Origin of the sequence: Actinospineispora acaciae DSM 45401, assembly GCF_000620785.1 — a bacterium.
Lineage (GTDB): Bacteria > Actinomycetota > Actinomycetes > Mycobacteriales > Pseudonocardiaceae > Pseudonocardia > Pseudonocardia acaciae.
Genome location: NZ_JIAI01000012.1, coordinates 60,038 through 78,146, shown reverse-complemented (window position 1 = coordinate 78,146; position 18,109 = coordinate 60,038). Strand labels below are relative to the sequence as shown.

Annotated in this window: 18 protein-coding genes and 2 tRNA genes; 6 read left to right on the top strand and 14 right to left on the bottom strand. The window is 70.8% G+C overall.

What is annotated here, in order from left to right:
* Entirely contained in the window at positions 1–2,658 is a 2,658-nt protein-coding gene (locus N912_RS0137240; RefSeq protein ID WP_028926418.1) for a valine--tRNA ligase, read from the bottom strand.
* Positions 2,659–2,746: 88 nt separating this feature from the next.
* Between N912_RS0137240 and N912_RS0137235 the strand changes: the two genes are divergently transcribed.
* A complete protein-coding gene (locus tag N912_RS0137235) occupies positions 2,747–2,989 on the top strand; it encodes a hypothetical protein (RefSeq protein WP_028926417.1) in 243 nt (80 codons plus the stop codon).
* Between the two features lie 175 nt (positions 2,990–3,164).
* Here the strand turns inward: N912_RS0137235 and N912_RS61085 are convergent, their stop codons facing one another.
* Genes N912_RS61085 through N912_RS0137215 form a run of 4 tightly spaced genes read right to left on the bottom strand, consistent with a single transcriptional unit; the run spans position 3,165 to position 5,882 of the window.
* Positions 3,165–4,073 carry a hypothetical protein gene (locus N912_RS61085; RefSeq protein WP_051581346.1) on the bottom strand — a complete coding sequence of 303 codons (909 nt, stop codon included), beginning with the start codon at positions 4,071–4,073 and terminating at the stop codon, positions 3,165–3,167.
* Positions 4,074–4,076: 3 nt separating this feature from the next.
* Positions 4,077–4,337 carry a DUF6457 domain-containing protein gene (locus tag N912_RS0137225; protein ID WP_028926416.1) on the bottom strand — a complete coding sequence of 87 codons (261 nt, stop codon included), beginning with the start codon at positions 4,335–4,337 and terminating at the stop codon, positions 4,077–4,079.
* Between the two features lie 10 nt (positions 4,338–4,347).
* Complete coding sequence (locus N912_RS66605; RefSeq protein WP_281176339.1) at positions 4,348–4,482, bottom strand: MFS transporter small subunit; 135 nt, start codon at positions 4,480–4,482, stop codon at positions 4,348–4,350.
* Between the two features lie 2 nt (positions 4,483–4,484).
* Positions 4,485–5,882: an OFA family MFS transporter gene (locus N912_RS0137215; protein ID WP_028926415.1), complete on the bottom strand. Its 1,398-nt coding sequence runs from the start codon at positions 5,880–5,882 to the stop codon at positions 4,485–4,487.
* A 210-nt stretch (positions 5,883–6,092) separates the two neighbouring features.
* On the opposite strand from N912_RS0137215, the gene fdhD reads away from it, so the two are divergent.
* Entirely contained in the window at positions 6,093–6,917 is an 825-nt protein-coding gene (fdhD, locus tag N912_RS0137210) for a formate dehydrogenase accessory sulfurtransferase FdhD (RefSeq protein ID WP_028926414.1), read from the top strand.
* A 137-nt stretch (positions 6,918–7,054) separates the two neighbouring features.
* Here the strand turns inward: fdhD and N912_RS0137205 are convergent, their stop codons facing one another.
* The 7 genes from N912_RS0137205 to N912_RS61080 form a co-directional block, all read right to left on the bottom strand.
* Positions 7,055–7,987 (bottom strand): restriction endonuclease, encoded by a 933-nt coding sequence (locus tag N912_RS0137205; protein WP_211261533.1) that lies wholly within the window; start codon positions 7,985–7,987, stop codon positions 7,055–7,057.
* Positions 7,988–8,323: 336 nt separating this feature from the next.
* The gene (gene clpX, locus N912_RS0137200; protein WP_028926412.1) at positions 8,324–9,604 is read right to left on the bottom strand and encodes an ATP-dependent Clp protease ATP-binding subunit ClpX; all 1,281 of its coding nucleotides are present in this window, start codon (positions 9,602–9,604) and stop codon (positions 8,324–8,326) included.
* Positions 9,605–9,782: 178 nt separating this feature from the next.
* Positions 9,783–10,415 carry an ATP-dependent Clp protease proteolytic subunit gene (locus N912_RS0137195; RefSeq protein WP_028926411.1) on the bottom strand — a complete coding sequence of 211 codons (633 nt, stop codon included), beginning with the start codon at positions 10,413–10,415 and terminating at the stop codon, positions 9,783–9,785.
* A 12-nt stretch (positions 10,416–10,427) separates the two neighbouring features.
* The gene (locus N912_RS0137190; RefSeq protein WP_037068641.1) at positions 10,428–11,015 is read right to left on the bottom strand and encodes an ATP-dependent Clp protease proteolytic subunit; all 588 of its coding nucleotides are present in this window, start codon (positions 11,013–11,015) and stop codon (positions 10,428–10,430) included.
* 160 nt (positions 11,016–11,175) lie between these two features.
* Positions 11,176–12,603, bottom strand: a complete 1,428-nt coding sequence (gene tig, locus N912_RS0137185) for a trigger factor (protein WP_028926409.1) — start codon at positions 12,601–12,603, stop codon at positions 11,176–11,178.
* 218 nt (positions 12,604–12,821) lie between these two features.
* On the bottom strand, positions 12,822–13,544 hold the full coding sequence (locus N912_RS0137180; RefSeq protein ID WP_028926408.1) for a (2Fe-2S)-binding protein: 723 nt from the start codon (positions 13,542–13,544) through the stop codon (positions 12,822–12,824).
* Positions 13,541–14,605 (bottom strand): copper resistance D family protein, encoded by a 1,065-nt coding sequence (locus tag N912_RS61080; RefSeq protein ID WP_051581345.1) that lies wholly within the window; start codon positions 14,603–14,605, stop codon positions 13,541–13,543. Before N912_RS61080 ends, N912_RS0137180 begins: the two co-directional genes overlap by 4 nt.
* A gap of 162 nt (positions 14,606–14,767) precedes the next feature.
* Here N912_RS61080 and N912_RS0137170 point away from each other — a divergent pair, with 162 nt between their 5' ends.
* Both N912_RS0137170 and N912_RS0137165 read left to right on the top strand, forming a co-directional pair.
* The gene (locus tag N912_RS0137170) at positions 14,768–14,986 is read left to right on the top strand and encodes a hypothetical protein (RefSeq protein WP_028926407.1); all 219 of its coding nucleotides are present in this window, start codon (positions 14,768–14,770) and stop codon (positions 14,984–14,986) included.
* 774 nt (positions 14,987–15,760) lie between these two features.
* Positions 15,761–16,441 carry a GntR family transcriptional regulator gene (locus N912_RS0137165; protein WP_051581344.1) on the top strand — a complete coding sequence of 227 codons (681 nt, stop codon included), beginning with the start codon at positions 15,761–15,763 and terminating at the stop codon, positions 16,439–16,441.
* 258 nt (positions 16,442–16,699) lie between these two features.
* Here N912_RS0137165 and N912_RS0137160 read toward each other — a convergent pair.
* Positions 16,700–16,770 (bottom strand) — tRNA-Gly (locus tag N912_RS0137160).
* 59 nt (positions 16,771–16,829) lie between these two features.
* Here N912_RS0137160 and N912_RS57075 point away from each other — a divergent pair.
* Both N912_RS57075 and N912_RS0137150 read left to right on the top strand, forming a co-directional pair.
* Positions 16,830–17,360, top strand: a complete 531-nt coding sequence (locus N912_RS57075) for a carboxymuconolactone decarboxylase family protein (protein WP_037068633.1) — start codon at positions 16,830–16,832, stop codon at positions 17,358–17,360.
* Positions 17,361–17,406: 46 nt separating this feature from the next.
* Positions 17,407–17,480: transfer RNA gene (locus N912_RS0137150), tRNA-Pro, on the top strand.
* A gap of 24 nt (positions 17,481–17,504) precedes the next feature.
* Here the strand turns inward: N912_RS0137150 and N912_RS0137145 are convergent.
* Positions 17,505–18,089, bottom strand: coding sequence for a helix-turn-helix domain-containing protein (locus N912_RS0137145; protein WP_245645707.1), 585 nt, complete (start codon positions 18,087–18,089; stop codon positions 17,505–17,507).
* Positions 18,090–18,109 lie beyond the last annotated feature (20 nt).

Below are 18,109 nucleotides of genomic sequence, written 5' to 3'. Positions count from 1 at the left end.
CTATGCCTCCGGCAGCGCGGCGAGACCCGCGCGGATCCGTTCGATGTCGGCCACGGCGGTGTCACGCCGGGCGCGGATCCCGGCGACCACCTCCTCCGGGGCGCGCTCGGTGAACTTCGGGTTGGACAGCTTCGCCTCGGCGCCGGCCAGCTCCTTCTCGGCGGCCGCCAGGTCCTTGGCCAGCCGGGCCCGCTCGGCGGCCACGTCGATCGTCCCCGAGGTGTCCAGCTCCACCCGCACCGAGCCGCCGGCCAGCCCGACCTCCACCGAGGCGGTCGGGGTGAACCCGTCCTCCGGCACGCCCAGCTTCGCCAGCGCGCGCACCGCGTCCAACTGGCCGTCCAACCCGGCCGCCGCCACCCCGTCCAACCGCGCCGGCACGGGTTGCGCCGGCCGCAGCCCCTGGTCGGCCCGGAACCGCCGCACCTCGGTGACCAGCTTGATCACCGCCGCGATCCGCTCCGCCGCCCGGGTGTTCACCCCGCGCGCCTGGTCGGTCAGCCGTGGCCAGTCCGCGATCACCAGCGACTGCTCACCGGTCAGCGCCGTCCACAGCTCCTCGGTGAGGAACGGCATCACCGGGTGCAGCAGCCGCAGCAGCACGTCCAGCGTGTTGCCCAGCACCGCCCTGGTCGTCGCCGCCCGCTGTTCGCCCTCGGCCAGCTGGACCTTGGCCAGCTCCAGGTACCAGTCGCAGAACTCGTCCCAGGTGAAGTGGTAGAGCAGCTCGGTGGCCTTGGCGAACTGGAAGTCCTCCAGCAGGGCGTCCGCCTCGGCGACCACCGCGCCCACTCGGTCCAGGATCCAGCGGTCCGCGTCGGTCAGCCAGGCCGGGTCGATCTCGCCGTCCGGGTCGGCGCCCTTGGCCAGCGCGAACCGGGTGGCGTTCCACAGCTTGGTGCCGAAGTTGCGCGCGGCCAGCGCGGCGTCCTCCCCGATCGGCGCGTCCGTGCCCGGGTTGGCGACCCTGGCCAGCGCGAACCGCAGCGCGTCCGTGCCGTACCGGTCCATCCAGTCGGTCGGGTCGACGGTGTTGCCCAGCGTCTTGGACATCTTCTTGCCGTGCTGGTCGCGCACCATGCCGTGCAGCGCGATCGTATGGAACGGGATCGCGCCGGCCGGGCCGTCGTCCTTCATCGCGTACAGCCCGAACATCATCATCCGGGCGACCCAGAAGAACAGGATGTCGTAGCCGGTGACCAGCACCGACGTCGGATAGAACTTGGCAAGATCCGGCGTGCGCTCCGGCCAGCCGAGGGTGGAGAACGGCCACAGCCCGGAGGAGAACCAGGTGTCCAGCACGTCCTCGTCCTGGTGCCAGCCCTCGCCGGACGGCGGCTGCTCGTCCGGGCCGACGCAGACGACCTCGCCGTTCGGCCCGTACCAGACCGGGATGCGGTGGCCCCACCAGAGCTGGCGGGAGATGCACCAGTCGTGCATGTTGTCCACCCAGCCGAACCAGCGCGGCTCCATCGACTTCGGGTGCACCGCGACCCGCCCGTCGCGCACCGCGTCACCGGCCGCCTTCGCCAGCGGCTCGACCTTGACGAACCACTGCAGCGACAGCCTCGGCTCGATCGGCTCGTGCTTGCCGCGCGAGCTGTGCCCGACGCTGTGCAGGTAGGGCCGCTTCTCCTCGACGATCCTGCCCTGCGCGCGCAGGGCCTCGCGCACGGCCACCCGCGCCTCGAACCTGTCCATGCCGTCGAACTCGGTGCCGGTGTTCTGGATCCGGCCGCTCTCGTCCATCACCGACGGCATCGGCAGCCCGTGGCGGCGGCCGATCTCGAAGTCGTTCGGGTCGTGCGCCGGGGTGACCTTGACCGCGCCGGTGCCGAACTCCGGGTCCACGTGCTCGTCGGCCACGACCTTGATCTTCCGGCCGACCAGCGGGAGCTCGATCTCGGTGCCGACCAGGTGCGCGTAGCGCTGGTCGTCGGGGTGCACGGCCACGGCGGTGTCGCCGAGCATGGTCTCGACCCGGGTGGTGGCCACCACCAGCGCGTTCTCGCCGTCCCCGTAGCGGATGGAGACCAGCTCGCCCTCCACGTCGCGGTACTCGACCTCGATGTCGGAGAGCACGGTCCGCTGGTCGGGCGACCAGTTGACCATCCGCTCGGCGCGGTAGATCAGGCCGTCCTGGTAGAGCCGCTTGAACATGGTGAGCACGGCGCGGCTGAGGCCCTCGTCCATGGTGAACCGCTCGCGCGACCAGTCCACGCTGTCGCCGAGCCGGCGCATCTGGGACAGGATCGCGCCGCCGTGCTCGGCCTTCCACTCCCAGGTCCGCTCGACGAACGCCTCCCGGCCGATCTCACGGCGGCCGGTGCCCTCGGCGGCCAGCGCGCGCTCGACCAGCGCGTGGACGGCGATGCTGGCGTGGTCCATGCCCGGCAGCCAGAGCGTCTCGTAGCCCTGCATGCGGCGCCGGCGGACCAGAATGTCGATCAGCGTGTGCTCGAACGCGTGGCCGATGTGCAGGCTGCCGGTGACGTTGGGCGGCGGGATGACGATGGTGAACGGCGGCTTGTCGCTGTGCGCGTCGGCGGTGAAGTAGCCGGCGTCCACCCAGCGCTGGTACAGCTCGGCCTCTACCGCCGCCGGCTCCCACCGCGAAGGGAGGGATGCGCGCTGCTGGGGCGGGAGAGTCTCGGTCATCTGGTCAGTCTACGAGTTGGGCGCACCCGGTTACGGCCGGTGGTGCGGGACCGGGAATCGGCCGGCTACCTGCGACGTTGAATTATGCATGAAGGGTGACCGGGTCGAGGTGGTGATCGACGCGGGCGGCTCGACGCGCAGCTACGAGATCGTGGCCACGCGGGCCGGCCGCCGGGTCGAGATCACGCAGGGCCGCGGCGTCGTCGAGGTCACCGAGGTGACTCGGGGCGGTACCCCGGTGCGCACCGCGCGGTTCATGTCGAACCGGGTGCTCGCGCTCGTGGAACACCCGGCCCCGCGCGGCCGCCAGTCCGACGACCTCACCACGTGACCGGCGCGGCGGCGACGCTCGTGACCGGCGCCGCCCCACGCTCACGCACGCTTACGCTCACGCACGCTCGCGTCGACGCGGGCTCACACTCGCGCGAGCCCGCTCACACCACAAAGTAGAACGATCTATCTACAGCTAGAACGATCTATCAACTTGGGTCGGACACCGGTGACCGTCACGAAGTACGGCGTGGCAACAGGACGCCCTGCAGATGGTCGAAGCCGAGCAGGGGCGCGAGCTTGTGTTCGCGCACGGCGTCCAGTGGCACGGCGCGGACCTCGCCGGAGCTCGGGTCGTACACCCGCCAGCGATCACCCTCGCGGCTCAGCGCCAGCGCGTAGTGGCGGGGTACGGACGTGCCGATGAGCAGCGGCACCGGGTCGGCCTGGTCGAGCGCGGCGTCGACCTCGTCCAGGGCGGCGGACAGGTCCTCCGCCGCGCCGTCGTCCACCAGCCGCACCCGGTACGGGCCGACGCCCGCCGCGTGCCGGCGCAGCCAGCCGGCCATCCCCCACGGACTGGTGCCCAACGCGCGCGGCCAGGCCCGGTTGCTCTGCCGGTGGATGGCCAGCTGCCGCTGGTCCAGCCGGCGCTCGAAGCCGAGCAGGTCGAACCTCGGCGTGGTGATCTCCAACGTCAGCAGCGGGTCGGCGGCGGTGGCCATCACCAGCAGCACGGCCGAGCCGCACGTGGTGCCGTCCACCTGGTCGATCCGCACCCCGAACCGACACCGCGGCCCGAGCACGTCATCGACCAGCCGCAGCCGCTCCGACGCCCAGTCCGGCCCGTGCGCATTCAGCCGCGTGGCCAGCGAGAGCACGACGGCCGCGGGGTGACCGGCCGCGATCGCGCGCCGCAGGTGCGGCCGGTCGTCCAGGCTCGCGTCCTCCAGCGCGAAGAGCACCGCCCGGTAGTCATCAGGCCGCATCGCGTCGTGGCGCCACTGCGCGCGCTCGGCCTGCCACCGGGTCAGCCCCTCCGGGTCACGCCCGAACGGCAGGGTGGGCCCGCGGAACGTCCGCTTCCGGCGCCGGCCGGGCAGCACCCGCCCGGCCCGCATCGCGGCCGCCACCAGCGAGGTCACGGCCTACCCCGACCGCTCCGGCTCCCAGGCCTTGGCCCGCTCGGACAGCCGCCGCGCGTACTCCACCACAGCGGCCTCGGGGTCCTCCGACCGCCCGGCGGCCAGGCCGACCAGGAACGCGGTGACCGGCGCGGCCGGCCGGGCCACCCCGTGCGCCACGTCGGCGGTCAGGTCGAGCACCGTGGTGGTGGTCGCCTGCTGGTCGGCCAGGTCGAGCCCGAGCTCGTCACACGCCGCGTCGATCCACTCGAACATCGTGCTCATGCCGCCGAACCTACCCCGCGAACAGCTGCACCACGGTAATCAACAGCCGCCACACGCCGTAACAGAACGGCACGATCACCCACGCCCACGCCAGCACCGTCAACGCCACCCGCGACGGAGGGGTGGCCGCGCTCGTCTCCGCCATGGCTACGCCGCCCTCTCCGCCGGGAGCGCCCCGGCGCCCTCGCCCGGCTCGTGGAACCTCGGGTTGACCGGCTTGATCAGCTCGTTGCACACGAACCCGATCACCAGCAGCCCGATCATGATCTGGAACGCCAGGCTGTACAGGCTCGGCCCGGAGTACCCGGCGGCCAGCCGCCGGTCCGCGATGAAGTTGACGATCACCGGGCCGAACACGCCGGCCGCCGACCACGCGGTGAGCAGCCGGCCGTGGATGGCGCCCACCTCGTAGGTGCCGAACAGGTCACGCAGGTACGCCGGCACCGTCGCGAACCCCGCCCCGTAGAAGGACAGGATGAGCAGCGCGCAGATCAGGAACACCGCCTTGCTGGCGTTGCCGACCAGCTCCAGCACCAGGTACAGGATCGCCCCGACCCCGAGGTACATCCGGTAGGCGTTCTTGCGCCCGATCAGGTCCGAGGTGGACGACCAGACGAACCGGCCGAGCATGTTGGCCAGCGAGAGGATCGCCACGAACCCGGCGGCGGCCGCGGTGAGCACCTGCGCGGGCGTGCTGCTCCGGAAGAAGTCCTGGTAGAGCGGCGAGGCCCGTTCCAGGATGCCGATGCCGGCGGTCACGTTGAAGCACAGCACCACCCAGAGCAGCCAGAACTGCGGCGTCTTGATCGCGTTGCGGGCCGAGACGTTGGCCTTGCTCTCCAGCGGGCGCTTGTGCGCGGTCGCCGGGTCCCACCCGGCCGGCTGCCAGCCCTCGCGCGGCACCCTGACCAGCAGCCAGCCCATCGACATGAACACCGCGTAGACGATGCCGTGGATCAGGAACGTCCAGGCGATGCCGCTGGCCCTCGGGTTCGCCCCGCTGGCGCCGAAGGCGGCGAGCATGGACGTCGACCACGGCGAGGCGATCAGCGCCCCACCGCCGAAGCCCATGATCGCGATCCCGGTGGCCATCCCCGGGCGGTCCGGGAACCACTTGATCAGCGTGGACACCGGCGAGATGTAGCCGATGCCCAGCCCGATCCCGCCGACGAACCCGTAGCCGAAGATGACCAGCCAGTACTGGCCGACGGCCACGCCCAGCGCGGAGATCAGGAAGCCGGAGGAGAAGCAGGCGGTGGCCACCAGCATCGCCCAGCGCGGCCCCCGGTGGTCCACGGCCGTGCCGAACAGCGCCGCCGACACCCCCAGCATCACGATGCCCAGGGTGAACGGCATCGCACTGAGCGTGCCGGCGTACTCGTTGCCCTTGAGCAGCGACCCGCCCAGCGGCAGCTTGAACACGCTCCAGGCGTAGGCCTGGCCGATCGCCAGGTGGATGGACAGCGCCGCCGGCGGGATCAGCCAGCGGCTCCACCCTTCGGGCGCGACGATACGAGAACGATCAAGGAATCCAGCTACGCTCATTGGAGCTGCCTCCCTCGCGGCGGCCGTGCCGGGAATTGTGCCCGTGCCCGGCACGTTGGAAACGCAGCAATACTGTATGCACGGAGGGCTGTCCACAACTGGAACCTGGACGGTTCGGACCCGCCGGAGGTCGGCGAGCAGCCAGGAAGGCGGTTACCAGGCCTCAGGATCGGGCAAATAACCCCCTATCGGATGATCGTGGAGGCGCGAGTGGGCAGGTTGATCGCGCGCACCTCGGTGCTGCGGCTGGGGCCGGCCGGGGAGCGCACGGCGCCGGACCGGCTGGCCGTGGAGGAACCGCTCGAGCTGCGGGTCAACGGCACGCCGCTGGCCGTCACCATGCGCACCCCCGGCCACGATGTGGAGCTGGCGCACGGCTTCCTGCTCACCGAGGGCGTCATCGAGGCGGTCCCGGACGTGTCGTCCGCGCGGTACTGCGACTCGGTGGACGAGGACGGCCGCAACACCTACAACGTCCTGGACGTGACCCTGGGCGCCGGCGTCCCCCCGCCCGACCCCGGCGTGGAGCGGAACTTCTACACCACGTCGTCCTGCGGGGTGTGCGGCAAGGCCTCGCTGGACGCGGTCCGCCTGCGCACCCGCTTCTCCCCCGCCGACGACCCGGTGTTGGTCGCCCCGTCCGTCCTCGCCGAGCTGCCGGACCGCCTGCGGGAGGCGCAGCGGGTGTTCGACAGCACCGGCGGGCTGCACGCCGCCGGCCTGTTCACCGCCGACGGCACGCTGCTGGTCGCCCGCGAGGACGTCGGCCGCCACAACGCCGTCGACAAGGCCCTCGGCTGGGCCCTGCTCAACAACCGGATCCCGGGCGCGGGCTGCGTCCTCATGGTCTCCGGCCGCGCCTCCTTCGAGCTCACCCAGAAGGCGGTGATGGCCGGCGTGCCCATACTGGCCGCCGTATCCGCCCCGTCCTCCCTCGCCGTAGACCTGGCCACCGAGTCCGGCGTCACCCTGATCGGCTTCCTCCGAGGCGACACCATGAACGTCTACGCCAACACCACCCGCATCAAACGCTGACGTCAGACCCCGTGAGTGGTTAGCGGTGTCATAGCACCGCTAACCACTCACGGGTCTTGACCTGCGCGTTTGCGGCCGGCGTTGGTCGGAGCACACCGGGCCACGCCCGGTCGAACAACTCAGATCGCCTCCGCCGGCTACTCGAAGTAGTCCTCGTCCAGCTTGACGATTGTGTAGGTCTGTACGGCCTGTACACCGACCCCACGGTCGATCATGAGGTTGGTAAGGCGCTCACCATCGATCAGGATGACGCTCGCATTGACCGTGCGTGCGTAGTCGACCGCTTCTCGAGAGAAGGCGCTGGTCGTGATGAAGACTCCCTGGTTGGCTTGCTGGCCGTGGAGGGCGCCGACGAAGCCCTGGACCTGGGGCCGGCCGACGATGTTGTCGGCCGCGTATCGTTTGGCCTGCACATAGATTCGGGCTAGGCCAAGCGGGTCCTGGCCGATCACGCCGTCGACCCCTCCATCGCCACTGCCACCGATCCGACGCGCACGCTGCTCAACTCCCCCATATCCCATCGCGACGAGGACATCGAGAACGGACCGCTCGAGAAAGTCAGGACTCGCGGTGCGGAGACGTTCGAGAAGCTGCGCCGCGACCTCCGCACGCAGCCGGGAGATGCCGGCATCGATCTGCTCAACGGGATCGAGCGCAGCGGTGCGCGCGGCCTCGTCAACAGGCGTGCTGGCGACGCTCGCACGACGTGCTGGGACATGATCCCGGTAGGCGGGGATCTGGCGGAGATCGACCTCGTCCAGACGATGCGGGTGCTCGCCGAGAAGACGACGCCCCACATCGGTAATGATGTAAGTGCCTCGTCGCGGCCGGGCGAGGGCGCCAGCACGTGCAAGCGAGGACATCGCCCATCCCACGCGATTCCGGAAACGAGGCTGTCCCGACTCGAGAACCTCGTTGCGCTGAGCATGGGTCAAGCCGACGTGCTCGGCGACCTGGTCCTGAACGTCGCGTGCCTGGGCACTCTCACCGCCCCTGAGCACCTGCAGCACAGGCAGCAGGAAGCCGTCCCAGGTCGGCATCTCGGTCACTGTCCCCTTGCCGTCGGCCACGGTCGAGAGGCTAACCGAACGATGTCGGGGGCTCCTCGAGACGTCTCTACCCTGGCCACCGAGTCCGGCGTCACCCCGATCGGCTTCCGCTGAGGTGCCCGCCCGCATCAAACGCCGAGGTCAGAACCCGTGAGTGGTTAGCGGTGTCATAGCACCGCTAACCACTCACGGGTCTTGACCTGCGCATTCGTCCGGCGCTGGTCAAAGCCGAACGGGCCACGCCGGGTCGAGAGGAGCTCGCACCGTGGGGGTATGGGGGGTCGACCCCCCAACATCGTCAGTGAGCCGGCCGCGGTGCGCGCTTTCCGCGCACACGGGTCGCCCCATCAAGCCGGCTCACGCGGAGCGTTCGCGGCGTTCGCGGCGGGCGGGCTGGCGCGGGACGATGGTCGGGTTGACGTTGTCCTTGACGGTCTTGGCGCTGACCAGGACCTTGGCCACGTCGTCGCGGCTGGGGATGTCGTACATCACCGGCTGCAGGACCTCTTCCATGATGGCGCGCAGGCCTCGGGCGCCGGTGCCGCGCAGGATGGCCTGGTCGGCGACGGCCTCCAGGGCGTCGGTGGAGAACTCCAGCTCCACGCCGTCCATCTCGAACAGCTTGCGGTACTGCTTGACCAGCGCATTGCGCGGCTCGGTGAGGATGCGGACAAGGGCTTCCTTGTCCAGGCTGGTCACCGAGGCGACCATGGGCAGCCGGCCGATGAACTCCGGGATGAGCCCGAACTTGATCAGGTCCTCGGGCATCACGTCGGAGAAGTTCTCGCTGTTGTCCAGGTCGGCCTTGGAGCGGATCTCCGCGCCGAAGCCCAGGCCGCGCTTGCCGGCCCGGTCGGAGATGATCTTCTCCAGGCCGGCGAACGCGCCGGCCACGATGAACAGCACGTTCGTGGTGTCGATCTGGATGAACTCCTGGTGCGGGTGCTTGCGCCCGCCCTGCGGCGGCACCGACGCCGTCGTGCCCTCCAGGATCTTCAGCAGGGCCTGTTGCACGCCCTCGCCGGAGACGTCGCGCGTTATCGACGGGTTCTCCGACTTGCGGGCGATCTTGTCGACCTCGTCGATGTAGATGATCCCGGTCTCGGCGCGCTTGACGTCGTAGTCGGCCGCCTGGATCAGCTTGAGCAGGATGTTCTCCACGTCCTCGCCGACGTAGCCGGCCTCGGTGAGGGCGGTGGCGTCGGCGATCGCGAACGGGACGTTGAGCAGCTTGGCCAGGGTCTGCGCCAGGTAGGTCTTGCCGCAGCCGGTGGGGCCGAGCATCAGGATGTTGGACTTGGACAGCTCGACACCCTCGCCACCGTCGCTACGGCCCTTGTCGCCGGCCTGGATGCGCTTGTAGTGGTTGTACACCGCGACCGAGAGGGTCCGCTTGGTCGTGGACTGGCCGATGACGTACTGGTCCAGGAAGTCGTGGATCTCCGCCGGCTTGGGCAGCTCGTCGAGCTTGACCTCACCCGCCTCGGCGAGCTCCTCCTCGATGATCTCGTTGCAGAGGTCTATGCACTCGTCGCAGATGTACACGCCGGGACCGGCGATCAGTTTCTTGACCTGTTTCTGGCTCTTCCCGCAAAACGAGCACTTGAGCAGGTCACCGCCGTCACCGATGCGCGCCATGAGTGCGTACCTAACGTCCCATCCGGCATACCCGATCGGCATGCCTGTCCTGACCGTACCCGTCCAACCCGCCGTAGGGGGAGCACAAGACTGCCCCCAATCGGCGGGGGACAGCGGTAGGCCGCCACAACTGGCGTGTCGCGCACCTCACCGCCGTCCGCATTGCCTCGAAAACCCGTCAGCGACCCACGACCGAGAGCTTGCGGCTCTGGATGATGTCGTCGACGATGCCGTACTCCTTGGCCTCTTCCGCCGTCAAGATCTTGTCCCGCTCGATGTCAGTGCGGATCAGCACCTCGTCTCGACCGGTGTGCTTGGCCAGAGTAGTCTCCATCAGCTTGCGCAGCCGGGAAATCTCCGCGGCCTGGATCTCCAGGTCGGAAACCTGGCCGTAGGCGCCCTCCATCGCCGGCTGGTGGATCAGGATCCTGGCGTTCTGCACGGCGAACCGCTTGCCAGGCGTTCCGGCGGCCAGCAGCACTGCGGCCGCCGACGCAGCCTGACCCAAGCACACCGTCTGGATGTCCGGGCGGATGTACTGCATGGTGTCGTAGATCGCCATCAAAGAGGTGAACGAGCCGCCCGGCGAGTTGATGTACATCCAGATCTCGCGGTCCGGGTCGGTGGACTCCAGCACCAGCAGCTGGGCCATCACGTCGTTGGCCGACGCGTCGTCGATCTGCACCCCGAGGAAGATGATCCGCTCCTCGAAGAGCTTGTTGTACGGGTTGGACTCCTTCATCCCGTAGCTGGTGCGCTCGATGAACGAGGGCAGCACGTAGCGGGACTGTGGCGCCTGGTACTGGGACACGTGCCTCTCCTCTTAGCTCGCGCTCGCCGCGTGGTTCGCGCGGGACACGACGTGGTCGATGAAGCCGTACTCCAGGGCCTCCTGCGCGGTGAACCAGCGGTCCCGGTCCGAGTCGGCGGTGATCCGCTCCGCGCTCTGCCCGGTCTGCTCGGCGATCAGGTCGGCCATCACCTTCTTGTGCCGGCGGAACTGCTCGGCCTGGATGGCGATGTCCGACTCGGTGCCGCCCACGCCGGCGGAGGGCTGGTGCATCAGGATCTGCGCGTGCGGCAGCGCGTACCGCTTGCCCTTGGTGCCCGCGGAGAGCAGGAACTGCCCCATGGAGGCCGCCAGGCCCATCGCGTAGGTGGCCACGTCGCACTCGACGTACTGCATGGTGTCGTAGATCGCCATGCCGGCGTTCACCGAGCCGCCCGGTGAGTTGATGTACAGCGAGATGTCGGCGGTCGGGTCCTCGGCCGCGAGCAGCAGCATCTGCGCCCAGATCTTGTTCGCGATCTCGTCGTCGACCTGCTGGCCGAGCACGATGATGCGCTGCTGGAGCAGCCGCTCGTACACCGAGTCGCTCAGCGTCATCGACGACGGCGCCGCGGCCCGCATCTGCGGCCCCGCCGGCAAGGTTGGGTACTGCGTCACGTCTGCCTGCTTTCTGTTCCGTATTGGCTCATGCCCGCGCTCGGTTGGTCTTGACCCTAACCAAGCTTGCGGGCGCCGATGCAGTGTTGGCGAACCCGTTCGCTCAGAGCACAGGTCACGGCACTCAGGCCTTCGCGGCGGCAGGCCGCTGCTCGGCCTCCTCGGTCTCCGTCTGGTCGGATTCTGCCTGGTCGGTGGCCTCTTCGGTCACCTCGTCGGCCTCGTCGGCGTCGGCCTCACCGAGGAACTCGGTCAGGTCCACCTCGCCGCCGGAGGGGTCGGTCACGGTGGCCTGGCGGACCACGGTGGCCAGCGCCTTGCCCCGGCGCACGTCGGCGTAGACCGCGCCGAGCTGGCCGGCCTGCTGGGTGCGCTGCAGGAACTCCTCGGGGCTGATGCCGAACCGCTGGGCCTGCGAGACGATCTGCTGGGTCAGCTCCATGTCGGTGACGCCGACCTCCTCGGCGTCCGCGATGGCGTCGAGCACCAGCTGGGTCTTCACCGAGCGCTCGGCGTCCTTGCGGGACTCCTCGTCGAACTCCTCGCGCGTGCGGCCCTGCTCGGACAGCCACTGCGCGAACTTCTCCTCGTCGTGGTCGAACGGGTGCACGGCGTCGTGCCGGCGCACCTCCAGCTCGGCCTCCAGGACGCTCTCCGGCAGCGGCACCTCGGTGCCCTCCAGCAGGGCCTCCAGCGTCTTGTCCCTGGCCTGCGCGGCCTGCTGCATGCGCTTGGCCTTGCCGATCCGGTCGCGCAGGTCGGCGGTCAGCTCGTCGAGGGTGTCGAACTCGCTGGCGAGCTGGGCGAACTCGTCGTCGGCGTCGGGCAGCTCGCGCTCCTTGACCGCGGTCACCGCGACGGTGACCTCGGCCTCGGAGTCGGCGTGCTCGCCGGCCACCAGCTTGGTGGTGAACGACTTGGACTCGCCCTCGGACAGGCCGGTGAGCGCCTCGTCGATGCCTTCGATCAGGCCGCCGGAGCCGATCTGGTACGACAGCCCGGTGGTGGCGGCCTCCTCGACGGGCTTGCCGTCCACCGAGGCGGAGAGGTCGACGACCACGAAGTCGTCCTTGGCGGCCGGGCGCTCGACGCCGGTCAGGGTGCCGAACCGGGCGCGCAGCCCGTCCAGCTGCTCGGTGACCTCGTCGTCGGTGACCTCGACGTCGTCCACCTCGACGGAGATGGCCGAGGCGTCCGGCAGCTCGATGCTGGGGCGGACGTCGACCTCGGCGGTGAAGGCCAGCTGCTCGCCGTCCTTGATCTCGGTGACGTCGATCTCCGGGCGGCCCAGCGGCCTGACGTCCTCGGCCTGCACCGCCTCGCTGTACTTGGCCGGCACCGCCTCGTTGACCACCTCGTCGAGCACCACGGCGCGGCCGAGGCGGGCCTCCAGGATGCGGGCCGGGGCCTTGCCGGGGCGGAAGCCGGGGATGCGAACCTGCTGGGCGAGCTTGCGGTAGGCGCGGTCGAAGTTCGGCTTGAGCTCGTCGAAGGGCACCTCGACGTTGAGCTTGACGCGCGTCGGGCTGAGCCGCTCGACGGTGCTCTTCACTAGATCTCCTCGTGCGAAAGACGTACTGGCTTCGGGCGGCCCCATGACCCCTGGCTCCCCGCCGGCCACGGGGGCACCGGGTGCCCACAGCTTGGCCCGTTCGGGGCCGCTCACCCGAGTCTAGGCGAACGGCGTGTCCGCACCGCCGCTGGCCACGCCGCATCTGTCGACTCTCGGGGGCACGTGCGGATGCGCGTGCGGCCGCACGATCACCGGGGTCAGCGGCCGAGTACGCAGTCGCCGCACAGCCCGCCGCCGGGCACCCGGTAGTACAGGCAGCACGAGCGGCGGCGGAACGCCCATCCCGGGCCGAGGGAGCCCGAGCCGTCCAGCCAGGGGGTGGCCAGCAGCGCGGAAACCACCTGGTGGGCGGCGGTGGCGGCGGACGGGCGGGCGCGGGCGACCATCGCGCCGGCCGCGGCGATCGAGGACGCGGCGTTGCCCCGCAGGGTGCGCTCGGAGACCGAGACCAGCTTCTTGGTGGCCGCCGCGAGGGCCGCCAGGTGCGGTTGGACCAGGGCGTCGACGACGGCCGAGGGTAGGTCGGCCGGGGCTCGCGCGTGTTGTGCGGACTCCCACAGTGGCCACGGGCCGACCGCGGCGGGGCGCCAGTGCAGCGTGTCGGGCGACCACGGCGGCACCAGGCCGTGCACGGAGGCGAGCGCGAGCAGCGGCGAGACCAGGCGCGCGGCCAGCCCCTGGTACGTGATCGAAGCGGCCACTCTTTCCTCGGCACCGATGCTCGTTCCGCCTGCGCTCCTCTCGGTGCCGCCGCCCAGCGCGTCGCGGACCTGGCGGATCCGGGCGGCCAGCGGGGCGGGGTCGGTGTACAGCTCGCGCAGCGGGCGCCAGCTGTCGTCCACCGCCTCGGCCGGGTTGGCGGTCGCGGCGAAGAACTGGCCGATGCCGGCGACGTCGTCCACCGCGTGACGCAACCTCATGCCGGTGCCGAACTGGCCAGCGCGGGCCCCAGCCCGAACACCACCGCCATCACCGCCAGCTCCAGCCCGAGCCAGCGGGCCAGCGGCGCCCGCGCGGTCGACGGCCCCGCGACCCAGGACGACAACCGCCGCCGGGCCCGCCAGCCCAGCGCGAGCAGCCCGCCGAGGCCGGCCGCCTTGGCCAGCACCAGCGCGCCGTAGCCGGTGCCGACCAGCGCGGCCGGCGCGGGCAGCCGGAACACCGCGCTGAGCACCCCGCTGGCCGCCACCACCGCGGCGCAGCAGCCGGCGGCGGTGGCGAACCGGGGCAGCGCGTCGGCCAGCAGCCGGCGGTGCCGGGCCAGCACCACCAGCACGGCCAGCAGCCCGCCCACCCAGGCACCGGCCGCTATCACGTGCAGCGCGATCACCAGCACCGCCGGCTCGTGGTTGCCGTGCCCGGCCGCGTGCCCCGTGACCGGCCCCGGCAGCACCCCGAGCAGCGCGGCGCCGACCGCCAGCTCCGGGAACCGGTGCCCGGAGCGTCGCGGCCGGGCCGACTGAACGGAGGCCCAGGCGAGCGCGGCCACCGTCGCCACCAGCGCGCAGCCCAGGGTGAGCAGCAGGCCGCGCCCGGCCGCGATCCGCCCGGCGTAGTCGACCAGCGCGCCCGCGCGCACCGCCAGCGGCGAGCTGCCGGACGCGCCGGCCGCCTGCAGCCACAGCGCCAGCACCGCCGCGATCGCCCACGCCGCGCCGACCAGTGCCCCCAACCGGGCGGCCCGCCGGAACGCCGCGCGGCGCGCCCTGGCCACCGACTCGGCCCGGTCACGGTCGCCGGACAGCCCTCCCACCAGGAACGGAAGCAGCGCGAGCCCGATCTCCGCCGCGCCGAGCGCGTCCACCGCCAGCCGGGCGGCCGCCGTCGCCGTCTCCAGCCTCGGCACCACGCCCGCCGCAATCCGCATACCGATCACCACCGAGGCCAGCGCGACCGCGCCCAGGCCGGCGACCAGCAGCGGCGTGCCCACCGACGGCGCACCCACCGACGGCGCCGTGCCCCGCCCGGCCGCCGTACCCATGACCGTCCCCCCGTCCGTACCGCTCGTCCCTGAAGTATCCGTCCGCACCCCCGAACGGACCGCACCGACCGGTAACCCTCACCGGTACATCTGACCAGCCGAACGGGTGCCTCGAACCGGACGACCAGCGGCGACGGTGACGCACCGTGGTACTGATCGCGGATGCTGGATGAAGCTCAGACCCGGGAAGAGTGGTCGGCGCGGTTCCACTCGCTCCTGGCCGACGAACTTCATCGAGGCGCCCGGCGCGGACTGCTCACCGTCGCCGAGGCCGAACAGCTCGCGGCCCGCTTCCTGGTGCTGCTGGACCAGGCCCTCGACCTGCCCTCGGTGCGCCGCTACGCGCCCGGGCGCGACCCGGCCGACGCCACGGCGACCTGAGCGCGCACCCCGCCGGCCCTCCGGCAATCAGTATCAGGCTTAGTCCATAACCCCGCTTGCCCTGGTAGACGATCCGCCGGTGTCCCATGTGGATCATCCGTTACATTCGTCACGACGGCAACATCCGTGTCGTCACGCCTCCGTCGACCAGCGGAACCCACCTCGTCACAGGGGTCGCTGTACACCCGTTCAGCCACTTTCGCACCCCGGCGACAGACCGAACGGTCGACCGGCGAAAATGGCAAAGAGTGCACCGCACGCGGCACCACCCCCGCCCGTAGCCAGCCCCGACGAGGCCCTGGAGGATCACATGCGACCGGCGCCGACGACGCCCGCGCGCGACGACGCCCGCACCCGGGCCACCTCCCGGCCACCAGCGCGCGAGCCGGCCAAGCCCGCCTCTTCCACCGTGCGCACGGCACCCCCCGAGGACACCCGAACCGGCCAAAATGGTGCGAAACGCGGCGGGTGGTGCAGACGTGTATTTAGAGGAGGTCTACAGTCCCACCCCGGTACGCCGGAACCTCGACCTATACAGCCTGGCCCGGCACCGCGACCGGCACGGCCGCGGCCGGCTCAAGCTGCCCACCCCTCACCGACAGCGCCGGCGCTCGACCTACCGGACTGGTATCCCGCGCCGGACGGCCAGCAGTGCGCTGTCTAGCACCGCCGAGGCCAAGCGTCCGTTAGCACGAACCTAAAAACATGACACTCAACGCGACTTTTCTGCTATAACGAATGCCATCAACCAACCCGCCTACATGTGGAGACCTGATGACACAATCCGCGTTCGTCCATCCGGTCGAGGCGGTGTCGGTCGCCGATCGGGTCACGTCGGAAATTCGCCGTGCGATCCTGAGCGGCCGGCTCCAGCCGGGGCAGGAGTTCTCGCTGCGTCAGATCGCCGGCCAGTTGGGCGTGAGCTTCATTCCCGTGCGTGAGGCGCTGCGCAGCCTGGAGGCCGAGGGCCTGCTGGTCACCAGGCGTGGCCGCAGCGCCACAGTTCCCCCGCTGGACCCCGCCGAGCTGCACAGCATCTGCAAGCTGCGCCGGCGCATCGAGCCCGAGCTCGCCGCGCTGTCCTGCCCGATGCTGTCCGACGCCGAGCTGGACGCGCTGGAAGCCCGCCTGACACTCTGCTCGGAGCCCACCGAGCGCCCCGACGAGGCCTTCGACGAGTGCCATGCGATCTACTTCGAGCTGCTGCGCCCGGCGGCCACCAGCTGGGACGTCCGCGTCCTGCAGATGCTGTGCCGCGCCCTCGAGCGCTACATCCGCAACGGCTTCGCCTCCGACGACCGCGCCGTGGGCGTCCCCGTCGACTGCCTGGCCGTCCAGCGCGACCTGATCGCCGCCTACCGCGCCCGCGACCCCGAGCGCGCCCGGCAGGTAGCCGACCACTTCGTCACCCTGGGCGAACGCCTGGCCGACGAAAGCATCGCCGCGGTCAACTAGCACTCCCCCGCGCTCCCCACACCGGCCCACCCAGGCCAACGCCCCACACCCCCACGGCGATCCCCCACACCCCATGGCCGCCGTACCCAAGGAACCCGGCCCGGGTCCGCACTCAAAGCAACCGGCGCTGGTCCCCACCCAGCGCAACCACGCCGGGTCAAGAGAAGCTCGCACCGTAGGGGGTTTGGGGGACTCGGTCCCCCAACGCAATAACGGACCCCGGCCCACCTCTCCCGGTGGGCACACGACCCCGTCTCGAGCGGGCGACGGGAATCGAACCCGCGTAGCCAGCTTGGAAGGCTGGGGCTCTACCATTGAGCTACGCCCGCGCATCGCCCAACGGCGACGGCAACAGCGTAGCTCAGCTACCGACGGTAGCGTTCCCCGCATGGCTCGCGTCCCGTATCTCACCGCGTCCGACGCCCCGCCCAGCGTTGCCGCAACGCTGGGCAAGCTGGCCCCACTGCACGTGTTCGGCCTGATGGCGCACGCCGAGACGGCGTTCCGGCCGTGGCTGCGCTTCGGCGGCGCGCTGCTCACCGACCTCGCCCTGGACGCCGCCCTGCGCGAGCTGGCGATCCTGCGCGTGGGCCAGCTCGCCGCGTCATACGAATGGGACCAGCACGTCCCGATCGCCCTGGCCGCCGGCGTCACCCGGGAACAGATCGACGCCCTGGACGCCGAGGACTGGTCCGCGTTCGACGACCCCACCCGCGCCGCCCTCGACTTCGTCACCGGCGTCGTGGACGGCGACGTGGACGACGCCCGGTACGCGGCGATCGCCCGGCACCTGCCGGACCGCGAGATCGTCGAGCTGGCACTGGTGGCCGGCCACTACCTGATGCTGGCCAGGATGATGGTCGCGTTGCGGATCGACCCCGACCCGGCCGCCGGCCCCGAGGCGCTGCGGATCGGATAGCGACCGGCGACCCGCGCCCGGCACACGCTAGGCTCAACCCGGTACACGGGGTGTGGCGCAGCTTGGTAGCGCACTCGCTTTGGGAGCGAGGGGCCGTGGGTTCAAATCCCGCCACCCCGACCGGATCCGGCCGCGACGGGCGAGCTAGTCGCCCGACGTGAGGTGGATCTTCTCCCCCTGCCCGCTGAGCAGGCTCAAGATCTCGACCACGCCCTCCCCGGTGCTGCCGAACCAGTGCGGCGCACGGGTGTCGAACTCCGCGGCGTGGCCGCTGGGCAGGGTGAGGTCACGCTCCCCCACGATCAGCCGGAGCACGCCGGAGAGCACGTACAGCCACTCGTGCCCCTCGTGCGTGGTGAGCGCGGGTACCGAGCGCGCGGTCGGGATGACCATCTTGAACGCCTGTTGCGGGCCCGGATGGTGCGTCAACGGCACCACTACCAGGTCGCCCTTGCGGCGTGGCTTGGGGAAGATGCGCGGGTCGCCCATCTGCGGCGCCCCGACCAGGTCGTCGAGCGGCACCCGGTACAGGGCCGCGAGCGGCAGCAGCAGCTCAAGGCTCGCGCGGCGCTGGCCCGACTCCAGGCGGGACAGGGTGCTGGTGGAGAACCCGGTGTGGTCGGCGACCTCGGACAGGGTGAGGCCTCGGGACTGGCGCCGACGGCGCAGGCGCTCGCCGACGGCGTCCAACGCGGCGTAGGTCGCCTCGTTCAGCGAGTCGCCGGACACGGCCACCACCTCGGTTCTTG